At 73.9% G+C, this 18,261-nt stretch carries 14 protein-coding genes and 1 riboswitch; of the genes, 5 read left to right on the forward strand and 9 right to left on the reverse strand.

The window, feature by feature from the left end; translation table 11 throughout:
- Both Q4D18_RS01610 and Q4D18_RS01615 read left to right on the forward strand, forming a co-directional pair.
- A partial coding sequence (locus Q4D18_RS01610; RefSeq protein ID WP_303125125.1) for a cytochrome b/b6 domain-containing protein occupies positions 1–1,607 on the forward strand: 1,607 nt, incomplete at its 5' end.
- 109 nt (positions 1,608–1,716) lie between these two features.
- Positions 1,717–3,090 (forward strand): MFS transporter, encoded by a 1,374-nt coding sequence (locus Q4D18_RS01615; protein ID WP_303125127.1) that lies wholly within the window; start codon positions 1,717–1,719, stop codon positions 3,088–3,090.
- Between the two features lie 21 nt (positions 3,091–3,111).
- Here the strand turns inward: Q4D18_RS01615 and Q4D18_RS01620 are convergent, their stop codons facing one another.
- The 5 genes from Q4D18_RS01620 to Q4D18_RS01640 all read right to left on the reverse strand — a co-directional run bounded on the left by Q4D18_RS01620 (position 3,112) and on the right by Q4D18_RS01640 (position 8,625).
- The gene (locus Q4D18_RS01620; RefSeq protein ID WP_303125129.1) at positions 3,112–4,074 is read right to left on the reverse strand and encodes a hypothetical protein; all 963 of its coding nucleotides are present in this window, start codon (positions 4,072–4,074) and stop codon (positions 3,112–3,114) included.
- A 138-nt stretch (positions 4,075–4,212) separates the two neighbouring features.
- On the reverse strand, positions 4,213–5,331 hold the full coding sequence (locus Q4D18_RS01625; RefSeq protein WP_303125130.1) for an enoyl-CoA hydratase/isomerase family protein: 1,119 nt from the start codon (positions 5,329–5,331) through the stop codon (positions 4,213–4,215).
- Between the two features lie 46 nt (positions 5,332–5,377).
- A complete protein-coding gene (locus tag Q4D18_RS01630) occupies positions 5,378–6,181 on the reverse strand; it encodes an enoyl-CoA hydratase-related protein (RefSeq protein ID WP_303125132.1) in 804 nt (267 codons plus the stop codon).
- A gap of 3 nt (positions 6,182–6,184) precedes the next feature.
- Positions 6,185–7,093, reverse strand: coding sequence for a 3-hydroxyisobutyrate dehydrogenase (gene mmsB / locus Q4D18_RS01635; protein WP_303125134.1), 909 nt, complete (start codon positions 7,091–7,093; stop codon positions 6,185–6,187).
- A gap of 29 nt (positions 7,094–7,122) precedes the next feature.
- Positions 7,123–8,625, reverse strand: a complete 1,503-nt coding sequence (locus Q4D18_RS01640) for a CoA-acylating methylmalonate-semialdehyde dehydrogenase (protein ID WP_303125136.1) — start codon at positions 8,623–8,625, stop codon at positions 7,123–7,125.
- 188 nt (positions 8,626–8,813) lie between these two features.
- Here Q4D18_RS01640 and Q4D18_RS01645 point away from each other — a divergent pair, with 188 nt between their 5' ends.
- On the forward strand, positions 8,814–9,587 hold the full coding sequence (locus Q4D18_RS01645) for an SDR family NAD(P)-dependent oxidoreductase (RefSeq protein WP_303125191.1): 774 nt from the start codon (positions 8,814–8,816) through the stop codon (positions 9,585–9,587).
- A 116-nt stretch (positions 9,588–9,703) separates the two neighbouring features.
- On the opposite strand, the gene Q4D18_RS01650 is transcribed toward Q4D18_RS01645, so the two are convergent.
- Together Q4D18_RS01650 and Q4D18_RS01655 are read right to left on the reverse strand one after the other, a co-directional pair.
- Positions 9,704–10,225 (reverse strand): MarR family winged helix-turn-helix transcriptional regulator, encoded by a 522-nt coding sequence (locus Q4D18_RS01650; RefSeq protein ID WP_303125138.1) that lies wholly within the window; start codon positions 10,223–10,225, stop codon positions 9,704–9,706.
- Between the two features lie 23 nt (positions 10,226–10,248).
- Positions 10,249–12,006, reverse strand: coding sequence for an AMP-binding protein (locus Q4D18_RS01655; RefSeq protein ID WP_303125139.1), 1,758 nt, complete (start codon positions 12,004–12,006; stop codon positions 10,249–10,251).
- Between the two features lie 183 nt (positions 12,007–12,189).
- On the opposite strand from Q4D18_RS01655, the gene Q4D18_RS01660 reads away from it, so the two are divergent.
- Positions 12,190–13,380 (forward strand): acyl-CoA dehydrogenase family protein, encoded by a 1,191-nt coding sequence (locus Q4D18_RS01660; protein ID WP_303125140.1) that lies wholly within the window; start codon positions 12,190–12,192, stop codon positions 13,378–13,380.
- 30 nt (positions 13,381–13,410) lie between these two features.
- Here the strand turns inward: Q4D18_RS01660 and Q4D18_RS01665 are convergent, their stop codons facing one another.
- Positions 13,411–14,448 carry a YeiH family protein gene (locus Q4D18_RS01665; RefSeq protein WP_303125142.1) on the reverse strand — a complete coding sequence of 346 codons (1,038 nt, stop codon included), beginning with the start codon at positions 14,446–14,448 and terminating at the stop codon, positions 13,411–13,413.
- 67 nt (positions 14,449–14,515) lie between these two features.
- On the reverse strand, positions 14,516–14,887 hold the full coding sequence (locus Q4D18_RS01670) for an ectoine synthase (RefSeq protein WP_303125143.1): 372 nt from the start codon (positions 14,885–14,887) through the stop codon (positions 14,516–14,518).
- A 142-nt stretch (positions 14,888–15,029) separates the two neighbouring features.
- Positions 15,030–15,140, forward strand: a riboswitch (glycine riboswitch).
- Between the two features lie 163 nt (positions 15,141–15,303).
- Between Q4D18_RS01670 and gcvP the strand changes: the two genes are divergently transcribed.
- The gene (gene gcvP / locus Q4D18_RS01675) at positions 15,304–18,249 is read left to right on the forward strand and encodes an aminomethyl-transferring glycine dehydrogenase (RefSeq protein ID WP_303125145.1); all 2,946 of its coding nucleotides are present in this window, start codon (positions 15,304–15,306) and stop codon (positions 18,247–18,249) included.
- Positions 18,250–18,261: the final 12 nt, after the last annotated feature.

Here is an 18,261-nt window from a genome sequence, read left to right on the forward strand (position 1 = left end):
CGACGACGACGCCCGCCGCCGGGCATGAGCCGCTCCCGGCGCCCGAGCCCGTCCCGGCCCTCGAGCCGGCCGCCGCCCTGCCCGCTCCGACGACGGAGCCGGCCCCTGTGTCGGCCGCGGCGGCGCTGCCGGAGGCCCCTGCCGTCCGCGAGCCGGGCCGGCGCATGGCCGGGTACACGGCGTTCCGCGGGGCACCGTGGCCGCCGCGCACGGCCGAGGCGCCCGCGGTCATGACCGCCGAGGCGCCCGCCGTCGCGCCCGTCGCCTCGTCCGCCCCTGAGTTGGAGGCCTCCCCGGTTTCGGAGACCGCGCCTGCCGCCGCCGCGGCTGCCCCCTCCGCAGCCCGGGAGCCGGGTCAGCGCATGGCCGGGTACACCGCCTTCCGCGGCACGCCCTGGCCGCCGGCCGCCCCGGAGCCGATCGCCGCGGAGGCGCCCGTCGCCGTTCCCGAGGCCGAGCCCGTCGCAACGGCCGTGACCGCCACGCCGGTCCCGGCCGAACACGCCGACGAGGTCCAGGCCGTCACCGACGCTCCCGTCGAAGCCCCCGCCCCGCCCGCTGAGACCCCGGCCCCCGCCCCGGCGGCCGTGTCCGGCGCCTCCGCCACCACGGCCGCGGCCACCCGCGAGGCCCCGCCGGCCTCCTCGGTCCCCACCCCCACCGCGTCCCGGCGCTCGCCGGACGGCGAGGCGAGGAAGTCGGCCCCGTCCGTGCGGCGACGCCTCGGCGTGGCGGTGGGCGGCGTCGTCGTACTGGGCCTGTTGGCCGTGCTCGGCGCGCGCTGGCTGGTCACCGTGCCGGCCGTGGCGGAGTTCGTGGCCCGGTACCCGGGCGTGCCCGTGCACCCGGAGGCCACGCCCGTCGGCATCCCGGCCTGGCTGGCCTGGCAGCACTTCCTGAACGCATTCCTGATGGTGTTGGTCATCCGCACGGGCCTGCAGGTGCGCCACGAGACGCGCCCCCCGGCGAACTTCACCCCGAAGAAGCCGGGGCTGTTCGCCCCGCCCGGCAGCACGGGGAAGAAGTTCTCGCTCACCATCTGGATCCACCAGGTCCTGGACGCGCTGTGGCTGCTCAACGGGCTGGTGTTCGCCGTGCTGGTGTTCGCCACCGGGCACTGGATGCGGCTGATCCCCACGGATCCGGCCACCCCGATGCACATGGCCTCCACGGCGCTGCAGTACGCCACCCTGGACTGGCCCGCCCACGACGGCTGGGTGCACTACAACGCGCTGCAGATGACGGCCTACGCGGGCGTGGTGTTCGTCCTGGCGCCCCTGGCCGCCCTGACCGGGTTCCGCATGTCCAGCTGGTGGCCGGCGGAGAACGCGGCCCTGAGCCGGGCGTTCCCCATGGAGCTGGCCCGCCGCGTGCACTTCCCCGTGATGGTGCTGTTCGTGCTGTTCATCGTGGTGCACGTGGCCCTCACGCTGCTCTCCGGCGTCCTCCACAACCTGAACGCGATGTTCCTGGCGCGCGACGCGGCGGACGCGTGGGGGCTCGTGGCCTTCCTCGTGGCCTGCGCGGTGACGGCGGCGGCCTGGGTGCTGCTCAAGCCCGCGATCGTCTCGCCCGTGGCCGAGCGCTTCGGCCGCGTCGGGCGCTGAGCCGAAGGGGCTGCAGAGAAACTCCTTGCACGTCCTACTATCTGCCCCTAGTGTGATGTGAGACACAGAGCGGGGCGTCCGCCTCTGTGCCCGCCACCAGGAGGCCGCCATGGCAGACACCCCCGCTTCACCCTCCGCCCAGGTCCATGAGATCGACGACCACGTCAGCCCGGCCCAGCGCCGCAAGGCCTTCGTCGGTGCCATCGCCGGCCACCTGATCGAGTGGTACGACTACGGCGTGTACGGCTTCCTTGCCGTCTACGTGGCCGCCAACTTCTTCGTCAGCGAGAACCCGACGGTCGGCATCCTGTCCGCGTTCGCCGTCTTCGCGCTGTCCTTCTTCGTCCGCCCGCTCGGCGGCCTCTTCTTCGGGCCCCTCGCGGACAGGATCGGGCGGCGAAAGACCCTCATGCTGGTGCTCGGGCTCATGTGCGGCGCCACCGCCCTGATCGGCATGCTGCCCACCTACGAGACCATCGGCGTCGCCGCCCCGGCCCTGCTGGTCCTCCTGCGCCTCGTCCAGGGCTTCTCCGCGGGCGGAGAGGTCTCCACCATCTCCGCGTTCGTGGCCGAGTACGCCGTCAAGGGACGCCGTGGCTTCGCCACCTCCTTCCTCATGGTGACCGCCGCCTCCGGCCTGCTCCTGGGCGGCGTCGTGGCCAACGGCCTGACCGCCGTCCTCGGCACCGAGGCCATGGGCGCCTGGGGCTGGCGCCTGCCGTTCCTGCTGGCCGGCGTCCTCGGGGTGGTGGCCGTGTTCATCCGCATGAAGCTCGAGGACAGCCCGGAGTTCCGCCGCCTGCACTCCGAGGGCAAGACGTCGAAGGCGCCGCTGCGCGAGACCCTGCGGCACCAGCGCCAGCTGTTCCTCATGGGCGCCCTGATCACGCTGCTGGGCTCCACCTTCTACCTGGTGCTCACGTACCTGACCACCTACATGCGGACCATCCTGGAGCTGGGCCCGGGCGCCATCTTCTGGCTCGTTCTGCTCACCGGCTCCGTCGCCGCGATCTGCATGCCGATCGGCGGCGCCGTCTCGGACCGCATGGGCGACCGCCGGCCCATGCTCGCCATCGGAGCCGTCCTGGTGGCCGGCGCCGTCGTCTGGTTCTTCACCACGGCGCCCGGCACCGACGGTGCGCTGCCTCTGGTGCCCGCCCTGCTGGCCCTGGGCGTCACCACCGGCCTCTACTGCGGCGTGCCCTACGCCACCATGACCGAGCTCATGCCCGCGCACGTGCGCTCCACCGGCATCGCGCTGGGGTACAACGTCCCGGTCGCGCTGTTCGGCGGCTCGGCCCCGTTCATCGCCACCTGGCTGATCGCCGAGACCGGTGACGTGTCCTCCCCGATGTACTTCTTCCTCCTCACCGCCGCCGTCGCCCTCGTCGGCACGGCCATGCTGCGCCGGGAGGACCTGCTCGGCCACGAGGACGTGCCCGTGTCCGGCACCTCGGTGGGCTCGGAGCCGGCCGCCCGCTGAGGCGGGCCCCCGAACCGGGCGTCAGCGCTGCGCGGCGCGGAAGCTGACCTGCGCCTGGATGGCCGGCCGCCCCGTCAGGGGTGCGCCGGTCTCCGGGTCCAGGCCCACCAGCTCGACCTCCACGATGCGCAGGCTCCGCCCCGCGTGCCGCACGCGTGTCAGGGCCACCTGCTCGCCGAGACCCGGGCGGGCGAACACCACCTGCACCGCTTGCACGTCGTACTCCTGCCGGTCCGGCAGGGCGGCCTGGGCGGCCAGGACCGCACGCATGGTCTGGATGCCGCCGTGCGTCATGGCGCCGGGGTTGTCCAGGGCGGGCTCGTGGCGGAACCGCAGGCCCTCCACCGCATCCTCGGTCACCGCGGGACGCTCGCCCGGGCGCGGGGCGGGCACGCTCTCCGGGACGACGGCGGTCACCGTCGCCATCGAGTCCCGGTCCGCCTCGGCGATCGGCTGGGCGGCCCGCTCGACGAACGCGTCCCGCCCGGCCGACTGGATGCCGTCCACGGCCTGGAACCAGCCGGTGGCCTCCACGTAGGGCATGCCGGCGTCGTCGACCAGGAGGCCGCGGGCCGCCCCGCCCAGGGCGTCGTGCACCAGGGGCACGCCGAGCATCGCCAGGCGCGGCCGGTCCGCGGGGTCGGCCGGGTCGAAGGCCGGCAGGGGCCGGAGCACGTTGATCTGCAGCTGCGTGGTGACCACGGCCGTCATGGCGTTCTCCGCGGCCCAGTGCAGGGTCACCGCGGTGAGGTTGTCCACGGCCACGCACGCGGCCGCGCCGGTGGGGCGGCCGTCCAGGTCGCGGGTCCACGGGCCGACCTCCCAGTCCGCGGGGTGCAGGTCGCCGTCGGCGGTCAGGCGGACCGTCTCCCGGCGGCGCAGGCCGGACAGCTGCTCCGGCCGCCCCAGCGGCAGGCGGCGGGGCCCGTTCAGGCGGGGGTCGGTGGCGGGGTCGGGGCGGGTCGCGGGGGTCGTCGTCGGCACGGGCAGAGCCTACCGGGGCGGCGTGTTGTCGAACGTGGAGTCGGGCGAATCAGCACTTTCGCACGCGGAACAGGGCCTGTTCCGCGTGCGAAAGCGCGGGGCGGAGGGGCGGGAAGGGCCTGGGTCGATCCGGGGCGGTCAGCCGAGGGCGAGCTCCCCGTCGGCCGGAGCGCCGAAGTGGGCCTGGACGACGTCGTCGCCCACCTCCTCGATCGTGGCCGGGTCCCACTGCGGGTTCCGGTCCTTGTCCACGAGCTGGGCGCGGATGCCCTCGGCCATGTCGTGCCGGCGCACCATGTGGGAGGCGAGCCGGTACTCCTGGCGCAGCGCGTCCCGCACGTCCCCGTCCTCGATCCCCTCGAGGCGGCGCAGGGCCTCCAGGGTGACCTTCACGGACGTCGGGGACTTGGCGCGCAGGGTCTCCACGATGGTCCCGGCGTGCTCGCGCACCTGCGCGTCCTCGTGCTCGGCGGCCACCCGCTCCAGCTCCGCGAGGACCTCCTCCACCGTGTCGTGGGCGTAGGCCGGCTCGAGCCACGCGGCGGCGGTGACCAGCGGGGCCTCGCCGGGCTCCTGGGCGTGCCGGGCCAGCACCGCGTCCACCGCGGCCTCGGCCCCGGCGGCGTCGGCCTCGCGCAGGGCGGCCCGCAGGTCCGCCACCACGGCGGCGAGGTCCCCGGAGGACACCAGCACGTCCGCGAAGCCCAGGGCCACCGCGTCCGCGCCGGAGGCGAATTCCGAGGTCAGGCCCAGGTGGCGGCCCAGGCGGTGCGGCGCGCGGGCCAGCAGCCAGGACCCGCCGACGTCGGGCGTGAAGCCGATGCCGGTCTCCGGCATGCCCACCTTCGTGCGCTCCGTGACCACGCGGTGCGAGCCGTGCGCGGACACGCCCACGCCGCCGCCGAGGACGAACCCGTCCATGAGCGCCACGTACGGCTTGGGGTACGCGGCGATCGCGTGGTTCATCCGGTACTCATCGTGGAAGTAGCCCATGGCCTCGGCGGCGCGGCCCTGCGTGATCATGCCGTGCAGGGTCTTCACGTCGCCGCCGGCGCACAGGCCGCGCTCGCCCGCCCCGCGCACGACGACGGCGCGCACGTCCGCATCCTCCGCCCACGCCTCGAGCTGCTCACGGATCGCCACCACCATGCCGTGCGAGAGCGCGTTCATGGCCTTCGGGCGGTTCAGGGTGATCAGGCCGACGCCGTCGGCCACCTCCGTCAGGATCTCCTGCTCGGGTGCGGTCTGCTCGGTCATGCGTCCTCCTGGGGGTCTCGGGGCGGGCGGCGGGGGCGTGCGCGGCTCAGCGGTGCGTCCACTCCGGGGAGCGCTTCTCCGCGAAGGCGGCCATGCCCTCGGCCTGGTCGGCCGAGGAGAACAGCCCGTGGAACACGCGGCGCTCGAACACCAGGCCCTGGGTCAGCGGGGTCTCGAAGGCGTTGAGCACGGCCTCCTTGTTCATCATGGCGGCGGGCTTGGAGAACCCGGCGATCGTCGCGGCGACCTCCTCGGCCGTGCTCACCGCGTCCTCGTCCGCCACGAGGCGGGAGACCAGGCCCATGCGCTCGGCCTCCTCGGCCTCCACCATGCGGCCGGTGAGCACCATGTCCATGGCCTTGGCCTTGCCCACGGACTTGGTCAGGCGCTGCGAGCCGCCCATGCCGGGCAGCACGCCGAGCGTGATCTCCGGCTGGCCGAACTTCGCCGAGCGCCCGGCCACGAGCACGTCCGCCATCATGGCCAGCTCGCAGCCGCCGCCCAGGGCGTAGCCCTGCACGCACGCCACGATCGGGATGCGCAGACGGGTCAGGTCCTCCCAGCGGCGGAACCAGTCGGCCGCGTACATCTCGGACCCGTCCTTGTCCTTCATCTCCTTGATGTCGGCACCGGCGGCGAAGGCCTTCTCGGAGCCGAGCAGCAGGATCGCGCCCACCTCCGGGTCGGCGTCGAACTCGACGGCGGCGGCCACCACGGCCTCCATGGTGGCGGCGTTCAGCGCGTTGAGCGCCTTCGGCCGGTTCAGCTGGATGCGGCCCACGCGGCCGTCCCGGCTGACGATCACGGGGGACTCGGCGGAGTCCTGCTGGGGTGTGGTCTGCTCGGTCATGGTTCAGGCGTCCTTCCCTGCGGCACGGATGGTCTCGACGATCCCCGAGAAGTCGCGGGAGGCGCCGTCGCCTGCCGCGTACCGCTCGTAGATCCCCTGGGCGGCACGACCCAGGCCTCCCTGGACACCCTGGTCGTCCAGCGCGTGCAGGGCAAGGGTCAGGTCCTTGTACATGAGGGCGCCGGCGAAGCCCGGGGCGTAGTCCCGGTTGGCGGGGGAGCCGGGGACCGGGCCGGGGACGGGGCAGTTGGTGGTCAGCGCCCAGCACTGGCCGGAGGCCTCGCTCATGACGTCGTACAGCGCCTGGTGGTCCAGGCCGAGGCGCTCGCCGAGCACGAAGGCCTCGGCCACGGCGATCTGACTGATCCCGAGCACCATGTTGTTGCAGACCTTCGCGGCCTGGCCCAGCCCGGGCCCGCCGCAGTGCACGATCCGCCGGCCCATGACCTCCAGCAGCGGCCGGATCTCGGCGAAGACCTCCTCGGCCGCGCCGACCATGAACGCCAGGGTGCCGGCCTCGGCGCCCACCTGGCCGCCGGAGACCGGGGCGTCGGCGGCGCGCATGCCCGCCGCCTCCGCCGCCTCCGCAGCCGCGCGGGCCTGGGCCACCTCGATCGTGGAGCAGTCCAGGAAGACCGTGCCGGGGCGCGCGGCGTCCAGCAGGCCCGGGGCGCCCTCGCGGCCCCGGTAGACGTCCAGCACGAGGCGGCCGTTGGGCAGCATGGTGAGGACGACGTCGGCCTCCGCCGCCGCCGCGGCGGTGTCCGTCACGGTCTCCACGCCGGCGGCGCGGGCGGCCTCGAGGGCCGCGGGGACGAGGTCGAAGCCGAGCACGCGGTGGCCGGCGCCGGCGAGGTTGGCGGCCATCGGGCCGCCCATGTGGCCGAGGCCGAGGAACAGGACGGTGGTCATGGTCTCCTCCTGGAGGGTGGGTCGGCGGGTCAGGAGCCGGCGGGCATCACGAAGCTGGCGCCCTCGCGCGCCCCGGAGGGCCAGCGCGTGGTGACCGTCTTGGTCTTCGTGTAGAACTTCAGGCCGTCCGTGCCGTGCTGGTTCAGGTCGCCGAAGCCGGACGCCTTCCAGCCGCCGAACGTGTAGTACGCGATCGGCACGGGGATCGGCACGTTGACGCCGACCATGCCGCACTGCACCCGGGCGGTGAAGTCGCGGGCCGTGTCGCCGTCGCGGGTGAAGATCGCCACGCCGTTGCCGTACTCGTGGTCGTTCGGCAGGGCCAGGGCGGCCTCGTAGTCCTCCGCGCGGACCACGCACAGCACCGGCCCGAAGATCTCCTCGCGGTGGATCCGCATGTCCGGGGTGACGCGGTCGAACAGGGTCGCCCCCACGTAGAAGCCGTCCTCGTGCCCGGGCACCTGCACGCCGCGGCCGTCGACGACGAGCTCCGCGCCCTCGTCCACGCCCGTCTGGATGAGGCCCTCGATCCGCTCCTTCGCGTCCTGGGAGACGACGGGGCCGAAGTCGGAGGACTCCTCGAGCGAGGGGCCCACGGTGAGCCCGGCCATGCGCTCGCGGAGCAGGGCCACGAGGCGGTCGGCGGTCTCCTCGCCCACGGGCACGGCCACGGAGATGGCCATGCAGCGCTCGCCGGCGGAGCCGAACGCGGCGCCGATCAGGGCGTCCGCGGCCATCTCCAGGTCCGCGTCGGGCATGATCACCGCGTGGTTCTTCGCGCCGCCGAAGCACTGGGCGCGGATGCCGCGGCGGGCGGCGTGCTCGTAGATGGAGCGGGCGATCGGGGTGGAGCCCACGAAGCCCACGGCCTGCACGCGCGGGTCGTCGATCAGCGCGTCCACGGCGGTCTTGTCCCCGTGGACCACGTTCAGGGTGCCGGGGGGCATGCCCGCCTCGAGCGCGAGCTCGGCCAGGCGCACCGGCACGGAGGGGTCCCGCTCGGAGGGCTTGAGCACGAACGTGTTGCCCGCGGCCAGGGCGATGCCGGCCTTCCACAGGGGGATCATGGCGGGGAAGTTGAACGGGGTGATGCCGGCGACGACGCCGAGCGGCTGGCGCAGCGAGTGCACGTCGATCCCGGTGCCGGCCGAGGTGCTGAACTCGCCCTTGAGCAGGTGCGGGGCGCCCGCGGCGAACTCCACCACCTCGACGCCGCGCTGGACGTCGCCCTTGGCGTCCGGGAACGTCTTGCCGTGCTCCTTCGAGAGCAGGGTGGCCAGCTCGTCCATGTGCTCGTTGATCAGGTCCACCCACTTCAGGAGGATCCGGCCGCGGCGCTGCGCGTTGAGCGCGGACCACTCGGCGAACGCGCGCTCGGCGGAGTCCACCGCCTGCACGACCTCCTCGGGGGAGGCCAGGGCCACCCGGGCCTGCACCCGACCCGTGGCCGGCTCGAAGACGTCGGCGGTGCGCTCGCCGTCGCCCGTCGTGCGCTCGCCGTGGATGAAGTGGGGGATGATCTGCTGGGACATGGCGTCTCCTCGTCGGACGGGGCGGTCGGAGCCAGCCCGAGCCGACGGCGGCCCGGGAGTGTGATCTGTGTCTCTGTTCCGGTAATCTAGGCACATACCGTAGGACATGCAACTATCTGTCGCCGGATGATCTCCGGCAGAGAGATCTCCGGCAGAGAAAGGGGACACCCATGGCACGTCGTGAGTCGATGGACCTGCAGGGCGCCAGCGCGATCGTCACCGGAGGGGCCTCGGGCCTGGGCCACGCCACCGCGCGGCGCCTCGCCGAGGCGGGGGCCGCCGTCGTGGTGGTGGACCTGCCGGACCGCGAGGGGGAGGCCCTCCGTGCGGACGCCGTGGCCGCCCTGGGGGACCGCGCCCGGTTCGTCACCGGGGACGTGACCCGGGAGGAGACCGCCGAGGAGGCCGTGGCGGCCGCCCTCGGGGCGGGGCCGCTGCGCGTGCTGGTGAACTGCGCCGGCGTCGCGACCCCGGGCAAGCTGGTGGGGCGTGAGGGGCCGCTCTCCGCGGACGTGCTCGCGAAGGTGCTCGCCGTCAACGTGGTGGGCACGGTGGCCTTCATGGCGCACGCCGCCGCCGCCATGAAGGAGCAGGAGCTGTGGCGCGAGGACCGTGGCGTGATCGTCAACACCGCGTCCGTGGCCGCGTTCGACGGCCAGATCGGCCAGATCGCCTACTCGGCCTCCAAGGGCGCCGTGCACTCGCTGACCCTGCCCGCCGCCCGCGAGCTCGCGTCCTCCCGGATCCGCGTGGTCACCGTGGCGCCGGGCCTCTTCGAGACCCCGATGATGGCCGGGCTGCCCGAGGCCGCCCGGGAGGCGCTCGCCACCAAGACGCCGCACCCGGCGCGCCTGGGCCGTGCGGACGACTATGCCCTGCTCGTGGAGCAGATCGTCTCCAACCCCTTCCTCAACGGCGAGACCATCCGCCTCGACGGCGCCGTGCGCCTCGAGCCGCGCTGACCGGCGCCCCGCCGACCGGGGCCGCGCCCCGCTGACGGTCCCGTACGACGACGGCTCCGCCCCCCTCGAGGGGGCGGAGCCGTCGTCGTGCGAGGGGGACCGGTGCGTCGTGTGGCTCAGGCCCCGCCGGCCTCGAAGTCCCCGGCCTGGGCCCGGAAGCGGGCGAGGATCTCGTTGAGGTGCTCGACGTCGTCGTCCGTGAAGCCGGTGCGGCCGAAGACCTCCGCGTTGAGGGCGGCGGTGGCCTCCGCGGCCACGCGCCGCCCCTCCGGCGTGAGGGCCAGGACCAGGGCCCGGCGGTCCGTCTCGTGCGGCTGGCGCTCCACGAGGCCGGCCGCCTCGAGGCGGTCCACCGCGTTGGTCACGGACGTGGGGTGCACCTGCAGCACCGCGCCCACGCGGGACATGAGCTGCCGGCCCTCGCGGGAGAAGCTCAGCAGGGCCAGGAGCTCGTAGCGGGCGAAGGTCAGCCCGAACGGCTTGAGGGCCGCCTGCGTGCGGGCCAGGAGGATCTGCTGGACGCGCATGATCGCGGTGACGGCCGCCATCGGGGCGGCCTCCTCCTCCCAGCCGTGGCGCTCCCAGTGGCCGCGGGCGTCCGCGATGGGGTCCTTGGGCAGGGGGTGACGGGGGCTCATTCCCGCCATCCTACGGGCCCCGCTCAGCGCTTCAGGTCCAGCTCCTCCTCGAGGAACTCGGTGCCGAAGCCTTCGGGCGTCCGGCCGGTCTCCGTGCGGGAGACCTCCGCCTTCCGCAGCTCCACGCGGCGGATCTTGCCGGAGATGGTCTTGGGCAGCTCGAGGAACTCGATGCGGCGGACCCGCTTGTACGGGGGCAGCTGGGTGGGGGCGTGCTGGAGGATGTCCCGCGCGGTCTCGGCGGTGGGCTCGTAGGCCGCCGCGAGGGTCACGAACGCCTTCGGCACGGCCAGGCGCACCTCGTCCGGGGTGGGGACGATCGCGGCCTCGACCACGGCGGGGTGCTGGACCAGGACGGACTCCAGCTCGAACGGGCTGATCTTGTAGTCCGAGGACTTGAAGACGTCGTCCGCGCGGCCCACGTAGGTGAGCACGCCGTTCTCGTCCCGGGAGGCGATGTCCCCCGTGTGGAACACGCCGTCCCGGAAGACCTCGTCCGTCTTCTCCCGGTTGCCGAAGTAGGACGTGAGCAGGCCCACGGGGCGGGGGTCCAGCCGCAGGCAGATCTCGCCCTCGGCGGCCTCCTCCCCCGTGAGCGGGTCGATCAGCACCACGTCCATGCCCGGCAGGGCGCGGCCCATGGAGCCGATCACGAGCTTCTGGCCCGGGGTGTTGGCCACCTGCAGGGTGGTCTCCGTCATGCCGAACCCGTCCCGGATGGTGGTGCCCCACGCGCGGTGGACCTGGTCGATCACCTCGGCGTTGAGCGGCTCCCCGGCGGAGATGGTCTTGACCGGCGGGGTCCTGAGCAGGCTCAGGTCCGCCTTGATGAGCATGCGCCACACCGTGGGCGGGGCGCACAGGGAGGTCACGCCGAACTCGTCCATGTCCGCCATGAGGGCGACCGGGTCGAACTTGCGGGCGTTGTGCACGAAGATCGTGGCCTCCGCGATCCACGGGGCGAAGAAGTTGGACCACGCGTGCTTGGCCCAGCCGGGGGAGGCCACGTTGAGGTGGACGTCGCCCGGCTCCAGCCCGATCCAGTACACGGTGGTCAGGTGGCCCACGGGGTACGAGGTGTGGGTGTGCTCCACGAGCTTGGGCTTCGAGGTGGTGCCGGAGGTGAAGTAGAGCAGCAGGGTCTCGTCCGCCGGCGTGGGCGCGTCCGGGGTGAGCTCCGAGGAGGCGGACGCGGCGTCGTCGTAGGAGAGGACCGTGTGCCCGGCGACCTCGGGGGCGGTGCGGGCGGCGCCCTCGGCGGCCACGACCGGGATGTGCACGAGGCGCAGGCCCTCGCCCACCCCGGCGAACTTGGCGAGGTTCTCCGCGGAGGCGACCACCCAGGCCGCCTCCGCCCGCTCCGCGCGGTCGGCGAGGTCGGTGGCGGTCATCTGCGTGGTGGTGGGGACCATCACCGCGCGCAGCTTGATGCAGGCGACCATGAGCTCCCAGAGCTCCACCTGGTTGTCCAGCATGAGGATCACGCGGTCCCCGGGGGCGATCCCCTGGCCGCGCAGCCAGTTCGCGGCGCGGTTGGAGGCGGCCGAGAGCTCGGCGTAGGTGCGGGAGAGGTGGCCGCCGCCGGCGTCGGAGATGATCAGCGCCGGGGTGTCCGCGCGGTCCGGGCGGGCGGCGAGGGCGTCGAACCAGTCGAAGCCGAAGTTGAAGTGCTCGAAGCGGGGCCACTCGAACTCGGCGCGGGCGCGCTCGTAGTCCTCCTGGCACTCGACGAGCAGGTCGCGCGCGGCGCGGAACCGGTCGGTCACGGAAGCGGTGGTCATCGGCGTCCTCCTGGCTGGGGGCCCCGGCGGAGGGGGAGCGGGTGCTCGATGGTGCGCCGGGGTGTGATCTGCGACACTCGCCAATGTACGTGGAAGTCCTATAATCGGTAAAGAGACTTTCCGACATCATGCGGCCGACCACGCCGCGCCCTCCCGACCCCGTCCCGCCGAAGGAGCCGTCGCATGACCCCCTCGCCCGCCCCTGCCCCCGACCGCGCGGCCCTGCCCGACGTGGACCTGTTCGACCTGCGCTCCCTCCTGCCCCCGGAGGAGCAGGAGCGCCTCGCGGCCATCGAGGCGCACCTCGAGGAGCACGTCCGACCCCACCTGGCCGAGCCGTGGAACACCGAGACCCTGCCGATGGAGCTGCTGCCCGGCCTCGCCGAGGTGGGCCTGGGCGAGCTCGACTTCCTCGGGACCTCCCGCCTCTTCCAGAACCTCGCGCACGTGGCGATCGCCCGGGTGGACCTCTCCCTGTCGGCGCTCGTGGGCATCCACAACGAGCTCAACATCGGCTCCATCGAGCGCTTCGGCACGCAGGAGCAGAGGGACCGCTGGGTCCCGGCGCTGCGCCGCTTCGACGCCCTGGGCGCCTTCTGCCTCACCGAGCCGGACCACGGCTCGGACATCGCCGGCGGCGTGGAGACCACCGCCACCCCGGACGGGGACGGCTGGGTCCTCCGCGGCACCAAGCGCTGGATCGGCGCGGGCACGGTGGCCGCCGTCGCCCTGGTGTGGGCCAAGGACACCTCGGACGGGCAGGTCAAGTGCTTCCTCGTCCCCACCGACGCGCCCGGCTTCTCCGCCTCCAAGATCACCGGCAAGCTCGGCCTGCGCATCATGCAGAACGCGGACATGGTGTTCGACGACGTCCGCCTCGGCCCCGACGGCCTGCTCCCCGGCGCCCGCTCCTTCGACGCCACCCGCGAGATGCTCCGCGACTCCCGCGCCTGGGTGGGCTGGCAGGGCGTGGGCGTGCAGCAGGGCATCCTGCGCGTGCTGCGGGACTACGCGCTCAGCCGCACCCAGTTCGGCAAGCCCCTGGCGAGGTTCCAGCTGGTGCAGGCCGCGATCGCGCAGGTGGCCGGCAACCTGGCGGCCGCCACGGGCCTGATGATGCAGATCCAGCGCCTCCAGGACGACGGCACGCTGGACATGGTCCACGCCGCCGCCGCCAAGGCCACATCCACCCGCCTGGCCCGCGAGTCCGCGGCCCTGGCCCGGGACGCGATGGGCGGCAACGGGATCGTGGCCTCGTACGAGATGGCCCGCTTCATGGGCGACGTCGAGGCCATCTACACCTACGAGGGCACCCAGAGCATCAACGCCCTGATCGTCGGCCGGGCGCTGACGGGGGTCTCCGCCTTCGTGTGAGCCAGCCCGGGCTCCTGCTCCCTCCCCGGCTCAGCCCGCCAGCAGCGCCCCCGCCCCGCCGACGACGAGCGCGGCCGCCGTCGTGCCGGCGCCGAGGGCGAGGGGCCGGGGGCCGAGGCGGGCGATCGCGCGCAGGTCCACCCCCAGGCCGAGGGCGGCCATGGCGGCGGCGAGCAGCAGCTGCTGGACCGCCGCGGCGGCCTCGAGGGCGGGGCCGGGGACGAGGCCGGTGGAGCGCACGAGCATGAGGGCCACGAACCCCAGCACGAACCACGGCACCAGCGGCGGGCGGGCGGCGCCCTGGCCCTCGCCGAGGGGGCCGTGGTCCCCCGCCGCGGCCCGCCGGCGCATCCACCAGGCGAGCCCGGCCAGGACGGGGGCGAGCATCAGCACCCGCGCCAGCTTCACGGTCACGGCCGTCTGCAGGGCCTCCGGGCCCACGATCCCGCCGGCGGCCACCACCTGCGCCACCTCGTGGGTGGAGGCGCCGATCCACAGGCCGGCGGTGCGGGCGTCGAGCCCGAGGGCCGCGGTGAGCGCCGGCATGAGCGGGATCATCAGGGTGCCGAAGAGCACCACGAGGCCGAGGGCGCTCGCCGCCATCTCACGGCGGGCCCGGACCACGGAGTCGGCGCCGGCCACGGCCGCCGCGCCGCAGATCGAGAAGCCGGAGGCCACCAGCAGGGTCAGGTCGTCGGGCAGGCGCAGGGCCCGCCCCAGGAGCACGGCGACGGCGAAGGTCGCCCCCACGGTCCCCGCCACCAGGGCGAGGGCACCGGGGCCGAGGGCGAGGACCTCGGGCAGGGACAGCTGCAGGCCCAGCAGCACGATGCCGGCCCGCAGGACGGGCTTGGCGGTGAACGCCACCCCGGGGCCCAGCGCCGCGGGGACGGGCGCCAGGTTCCGCCAGGCCGCCCCCGCCAGGACGGCCAGCAGCAGGGGGCTCAGGGCCGGGGCCCAGGGGTGTGCCGCCGTCGCCACGGCCAGGGCGGCGAGGCCGAGCAGCGCGCACACGGCCACTCCCGGAGCAAGGCGCAGCGGGGTGGACGGGACGGCGGTGGGGCTCACCCGCTCACCTTAGGTCCGGACGGGCGCCGACTTCCTGCGGGGGCGGAAGGGGATGCCCCCCCGCTCGTCAGTAGCTGGAGTACCCGTCCTCGGAGAGCGTGTGCTGCTCGTCTCCGGTGATCGCGGGGTTGAAGACGGACACCAGGTGCATGTCCTCCGTGCCCCCGCGGAGCTCGTGGGGCTCGTGGTCGGGGAGCACGTAGACGACGCCCGGCGTGATCTCGTGGACGGTGCCGTCGGGCTCGACGACGGACCCGTCCCCGGCGATGCAGTAGCAGGCCTCCTGGTGGTCGCGGTACTGCAGCTTGGACGAGCTCCCGGCCCGGACCACGGTGTGGGCGACGGCGAACCCCACGCCGTCCTGGGCGGTCACCAGCCGCTCACTGGTGCCTCCGCCCCACTCGACCTCCTCGACATCGGCTCGGCTGCGCGTGAACATCGCATCTCCTCCTTCGTCGGCGGCGCGGGGCCGTCGGCGACCCCGCCGTCATCATCGACGCTAGACGGGCCCGGGGGCGGCCTGGCAACCGGCCCCTGGACCGGCTCCCGGGACCGTGTGGAATACTGTCGGCGACGTCACAGAGCCCCGCGTGGGAGAGCGTCGGAGCGGGGCCGGAGGGCGCCGAACGCCGGCCGCCGAAGGAGCAAGACCTCCCCGGGAATCTCTCAGGCAGACGGACCGCGCGGGGACCATGACGCTCTGGAAGTCGTCCCGCACCACCGACGCCCGCACCCGCGGGCGGGCGGGGCCGTCTGCCGCCCGTCCCGGCCCGCCGGCGTCGGCGCGCAGGTGCATGACAGAGCGGGGAGGCGCAGAGCCACGCCGCGCATGCGGCAGGACCCCCGGAGGTACTCGTGACCAGCCCCCAGACCACCACGGAGCCGCGGGACACCGCCTCGGCCCCGTTCGTCTCCCGCCACATCGGCCCCCGCGCCGACGACGTCCAGCACATGCTCGACACCCTGGGCTACGGCTCGGTGGAGGAGCTCGTGGACGCCGCCGTGCCGCCCGTGATCCGCCAGGAGCGGTCCCTCGACCTGCCGGCCCCGCTCACCGAGGCCGCCGCCCTCGAGCAGCTGCGCGAGATCGCCGACCGCAACGTCGTGAAGACCCAGATGATCGGCCAGGGCTTCTCGGACACCGTCACCCCCGGCGTGATCCTGCGCAAGGTGCTGGAGAACCCCGCCTGGTACACGGCCTACACCCCGTACCAGCCGGAGATCTCCCAGGGTCGTCTCGAGGCCCTGCTCAACTACCAGCAGATGGTCCAGGACCTGACCGCCCTGCCCATCGCCAACGCGTCCCTGCTGGACGAGGCGTCCGCGGCCGCTGAGGCCGTGCTCTTGATGCACCGCGCCAACCGCAAGAAGGCGGACGGCATCACCCTCCTGGACGCGGACCTGTTCCCCCAGACCCGCTCCGTCGCCCTGATGCGCGCCGAGGCCGTGGGCCTGGACGTGCGCGTGGCCGACCTGTCCGCGGGCATCCCCGAGGACGTGCGCGCCGACGTCGAGGCCAAGGGCCTGTGCGGCATCGTGCTGCAGCAGCCCGGCGACTCCGGCCGCATCCGCGACCACGCCGCCGCGATCGACGCCGCCAAGGAGGCCGGTGCCCTCGTCACCATCGCCGCGGACATCCTCTCCCTGGCCCTGATCACGCCCCCCGGCGAGCAGGGCGCGGACATCGCGATCGGCTCCTCCCAGCGCTTCGGCGTCCCGCTGTTCTTCGGCGGTCCCCACGCCGCCTACATGGCGGTGAAGGAGGGCATCCAGCGCCAGCTGCCGGGCCGCCTCGTGGGCGTCTCCCACGACGACGCCGGCCGCCCCGCCTACCGCCTGGCCCTGCAGACCCGCGAGCAGCACATCCGCCGTGAGAAGGCCACCTCCAACATCTGCACCGCGCAGGCCCTCCTGGCGATCGTCGCCTCCATGTACGCCGTCTACCACGGCCCCCAGGGCATCGCCGCGATCGCCCGCCACGCGCACGGCCAGGCCCATCGCCTCGCCACGGCGCTCGCGGACGGCGGCGTCACCGTGGCGCACGCGGAGTACTTCGACACCCTCACGCTCGAGGTCCCCGGCCGCGCCGAGGAGATCGTGCGCGCCGCCGAGGAGAACGGCGTGAACCTGCGCCTCGTGGACGCCGACACCGTCCGCGTGGCGTGCGACGAGACCACCGTGGACGAGGACCTGACCTCCGTGCTCGAGGCGTTCGAGGTCGACCCCGCCTCGCTGCCCCCGGCCCCCCACGAGGGCGCCGTGGCCACCCCGGCCGTGCCGGAGGCCCAGCGCCGCACCTCGGAGTACCTCACCCACCCGGTGTTCAACACCCACCGCTCCGAGACGCAGATGCTGCGCTACGTCACCAAGCTGGCGAACCGCGACCTCGCCCTGGACCGCACGATGATCCCGCTGGGCTCGTGCACCATGAAGCTCAACGCGACCACGGAGATGGAGTCCATCTCCTGGCCCGAGTTCTGCTCCATCCACCCGTTCGCCCCGGACCACCAGACCGAGGGCTGGCGCTTCCTGATCCAGGACCTCGAGTCCCGGCTCGCGGAGATCACCGGCTACGCGGGCGTCTCCGTGGCGCCGAACGCCGGCTCGCAGGGCGAGTTCGCGGGCCTGTGGGCCATCCGCCAGTACCACCTGGCCAACGGCGACGGCGAGCGCGACGTCTGCCTGATCCCCGCCTCGGCGCACGGCACCAACGCGGCCTCGGCCGTCCTGGCCGGCCTGAAGGTCGTGGTGGTCGCCACCGCCGAGGACGGCACGATCTCCGCCGAGGACCTCGACGCGAAGATCGCGGCCAACGAGGGCAGGGTCGCGGCGATCATGATCACCTACCCGTCCACGCACGGCGTGTACGACGCGGACGTGCGCGAGGTGTGCGACAAGGTCCACGCCGCGGGCGGCCAGGTGTACATCGACGGCGCCAACCTGAACGCGCTCGTGGGCCTGGCCCAGCCGGGCCGGTTCGGCGGTGACGTCTCCCACCTGAACCTGCACAAGACCTTCTGCATCCCGCACGGCGGCGGCGGCCCCGGCGTCGGCCCGGTGGCGGTGGGCGAGCACCTGGTGCCGTTCCTGCCCTCGCGGGAGAACCTCGTCACCGCCGCGCCGCACGGCTCGGCGGGCGTGCTGCCGATCTCGTGGGCGTACATCGCCATGATGGGCGGCGAGGGCCTCCGCGAGGCCACCGCCCAGGCCCTGGTCAGCGCCAACTACATCGCGCGCCGGCTCGAGGGCCACTTCCCCACGCTGTACGCGGGCAACGACGGCCTGGTGGCGCACGAGTGCATCCTCGACCTGCGCGAGCTGACCGCGCGTCACGGCGTCACCGCCGAGGACGTGTGCAAGCGCCTGATCGACTACGGCTTCCACGCGCCGACCCTGGCGTTCCCGGTGGCCGGCACCCTCATGGTGGAGCCCACGGAGTCCGAGGACCTCGCGGAGATCGAGCGGTTCATCGAGGCCATGGTCTCCATCCACGGCGAGATCACCGCCACCACGCCCGAGACCGTGGAGGACTCCGTGCTCCGCCGCGCGCCGCACACCCTGGCCTCCGCCGTCACCGGCACGTGGGACCGTTCCTACACGCAGGCCCAGGCGCTCTACCCGCTGCCCTCCCTGCTGGAGGACAAGTACCTGCCGCCGGTGGGCCGCATCGACGGCGCGTACGGCGACCGCAACCTGGTCTGCTCCTGCCCCCCGCCGGAGGCCTTCGAGCAGGCCGCGGCGGAGGCGCCCGCGGACCCGGAGCCGATCCCCGCCGCCGCGACCGCCTCCACCAGCCACTGAGAGGATCCCGTC

This window comes from Micrococcus sp. (assembly GCF_030523875.1).
In the GTDB taxonomy this organism is placed as follows: Bacteria; Actinomycetota; Actinomycetes; order Actinomycetales; family Micrococcaceae; genus Micrococcus.

Bases quoted from the DNA above. Each gene is read 5' to 3' on its own strand.
- Q4D18_RS01615 (WP_303125127.1), top strand. From the start codon at position 1,717: ATGGCAGACACCCCCGCTTCACCCTCCGCCCAGGTCCATGAGATCGAC.
- Q4D18_RS01625 (WP_303125130.1), bottom strand. From the start codon at position 5,331: ATGACCGAGCAGACCGCACCCGAGCAGGAGATCCTGACGGAGGTGGCC.
- Q4D18_RS01630 (WP_303125132.1), bottom strand. From the start codon at position 6,181: ATGACCGAGCAGACCACACCCCAGCAGGACTCCGCCGAGTCCCCCGTG.
- mmsB (WP_303125134.1), bottom strand. From the start codon at position 7,093: ATGACCACCGTCCTGTTCCTCGGCCTCGGCCACATGGGCGGCCCGATG.
- Q4D18_RS01640 (WP_303125136.1), bottom strand. From the start codon at position 8,625: ATGTCCCAGCAGATCATCCCCCACTTCATCCACGGCGAGCGCACGACG.
- Q4D18_RS01645 (WP_303125191.1), top strand. From the start codon at position 8,814: ATGGACCTGCAGGGCGCCAGCGCGATCGTCACCGGAGGGGCCTCGGGC.
- Q4D18_RS01650 (WP_303125138.1), bottom strand. From the start codon at position 10,225: ATGAGCCCCCGTCACCCCCTGCCCAAGGACCCCATCGCGGACGCCCGC.
- Q4D18_RS01655 (WP_303125139.1), bottom strand. From the start codon at position 12,006: ATGACCACCGCTTCCGTGACCGACCGGTTCCGCGCCGCGCGCGACCTG.
- Q4D18_RS01660 (WP_303125140.1), top strand. From the start codon at position 12,190: ATGACCCCCTCGCCCGCCCCTGCCCCCGACCGCGCGGCCCTGCCCGAC.
- Q4D18_RS01670 (WP_303125143.1), bottom strand. From the start codon at position 14,887: ATGTTCACGCGCAGCCGAGCCGATGTCGAGGAGGTCGAGTGGGGCGGA.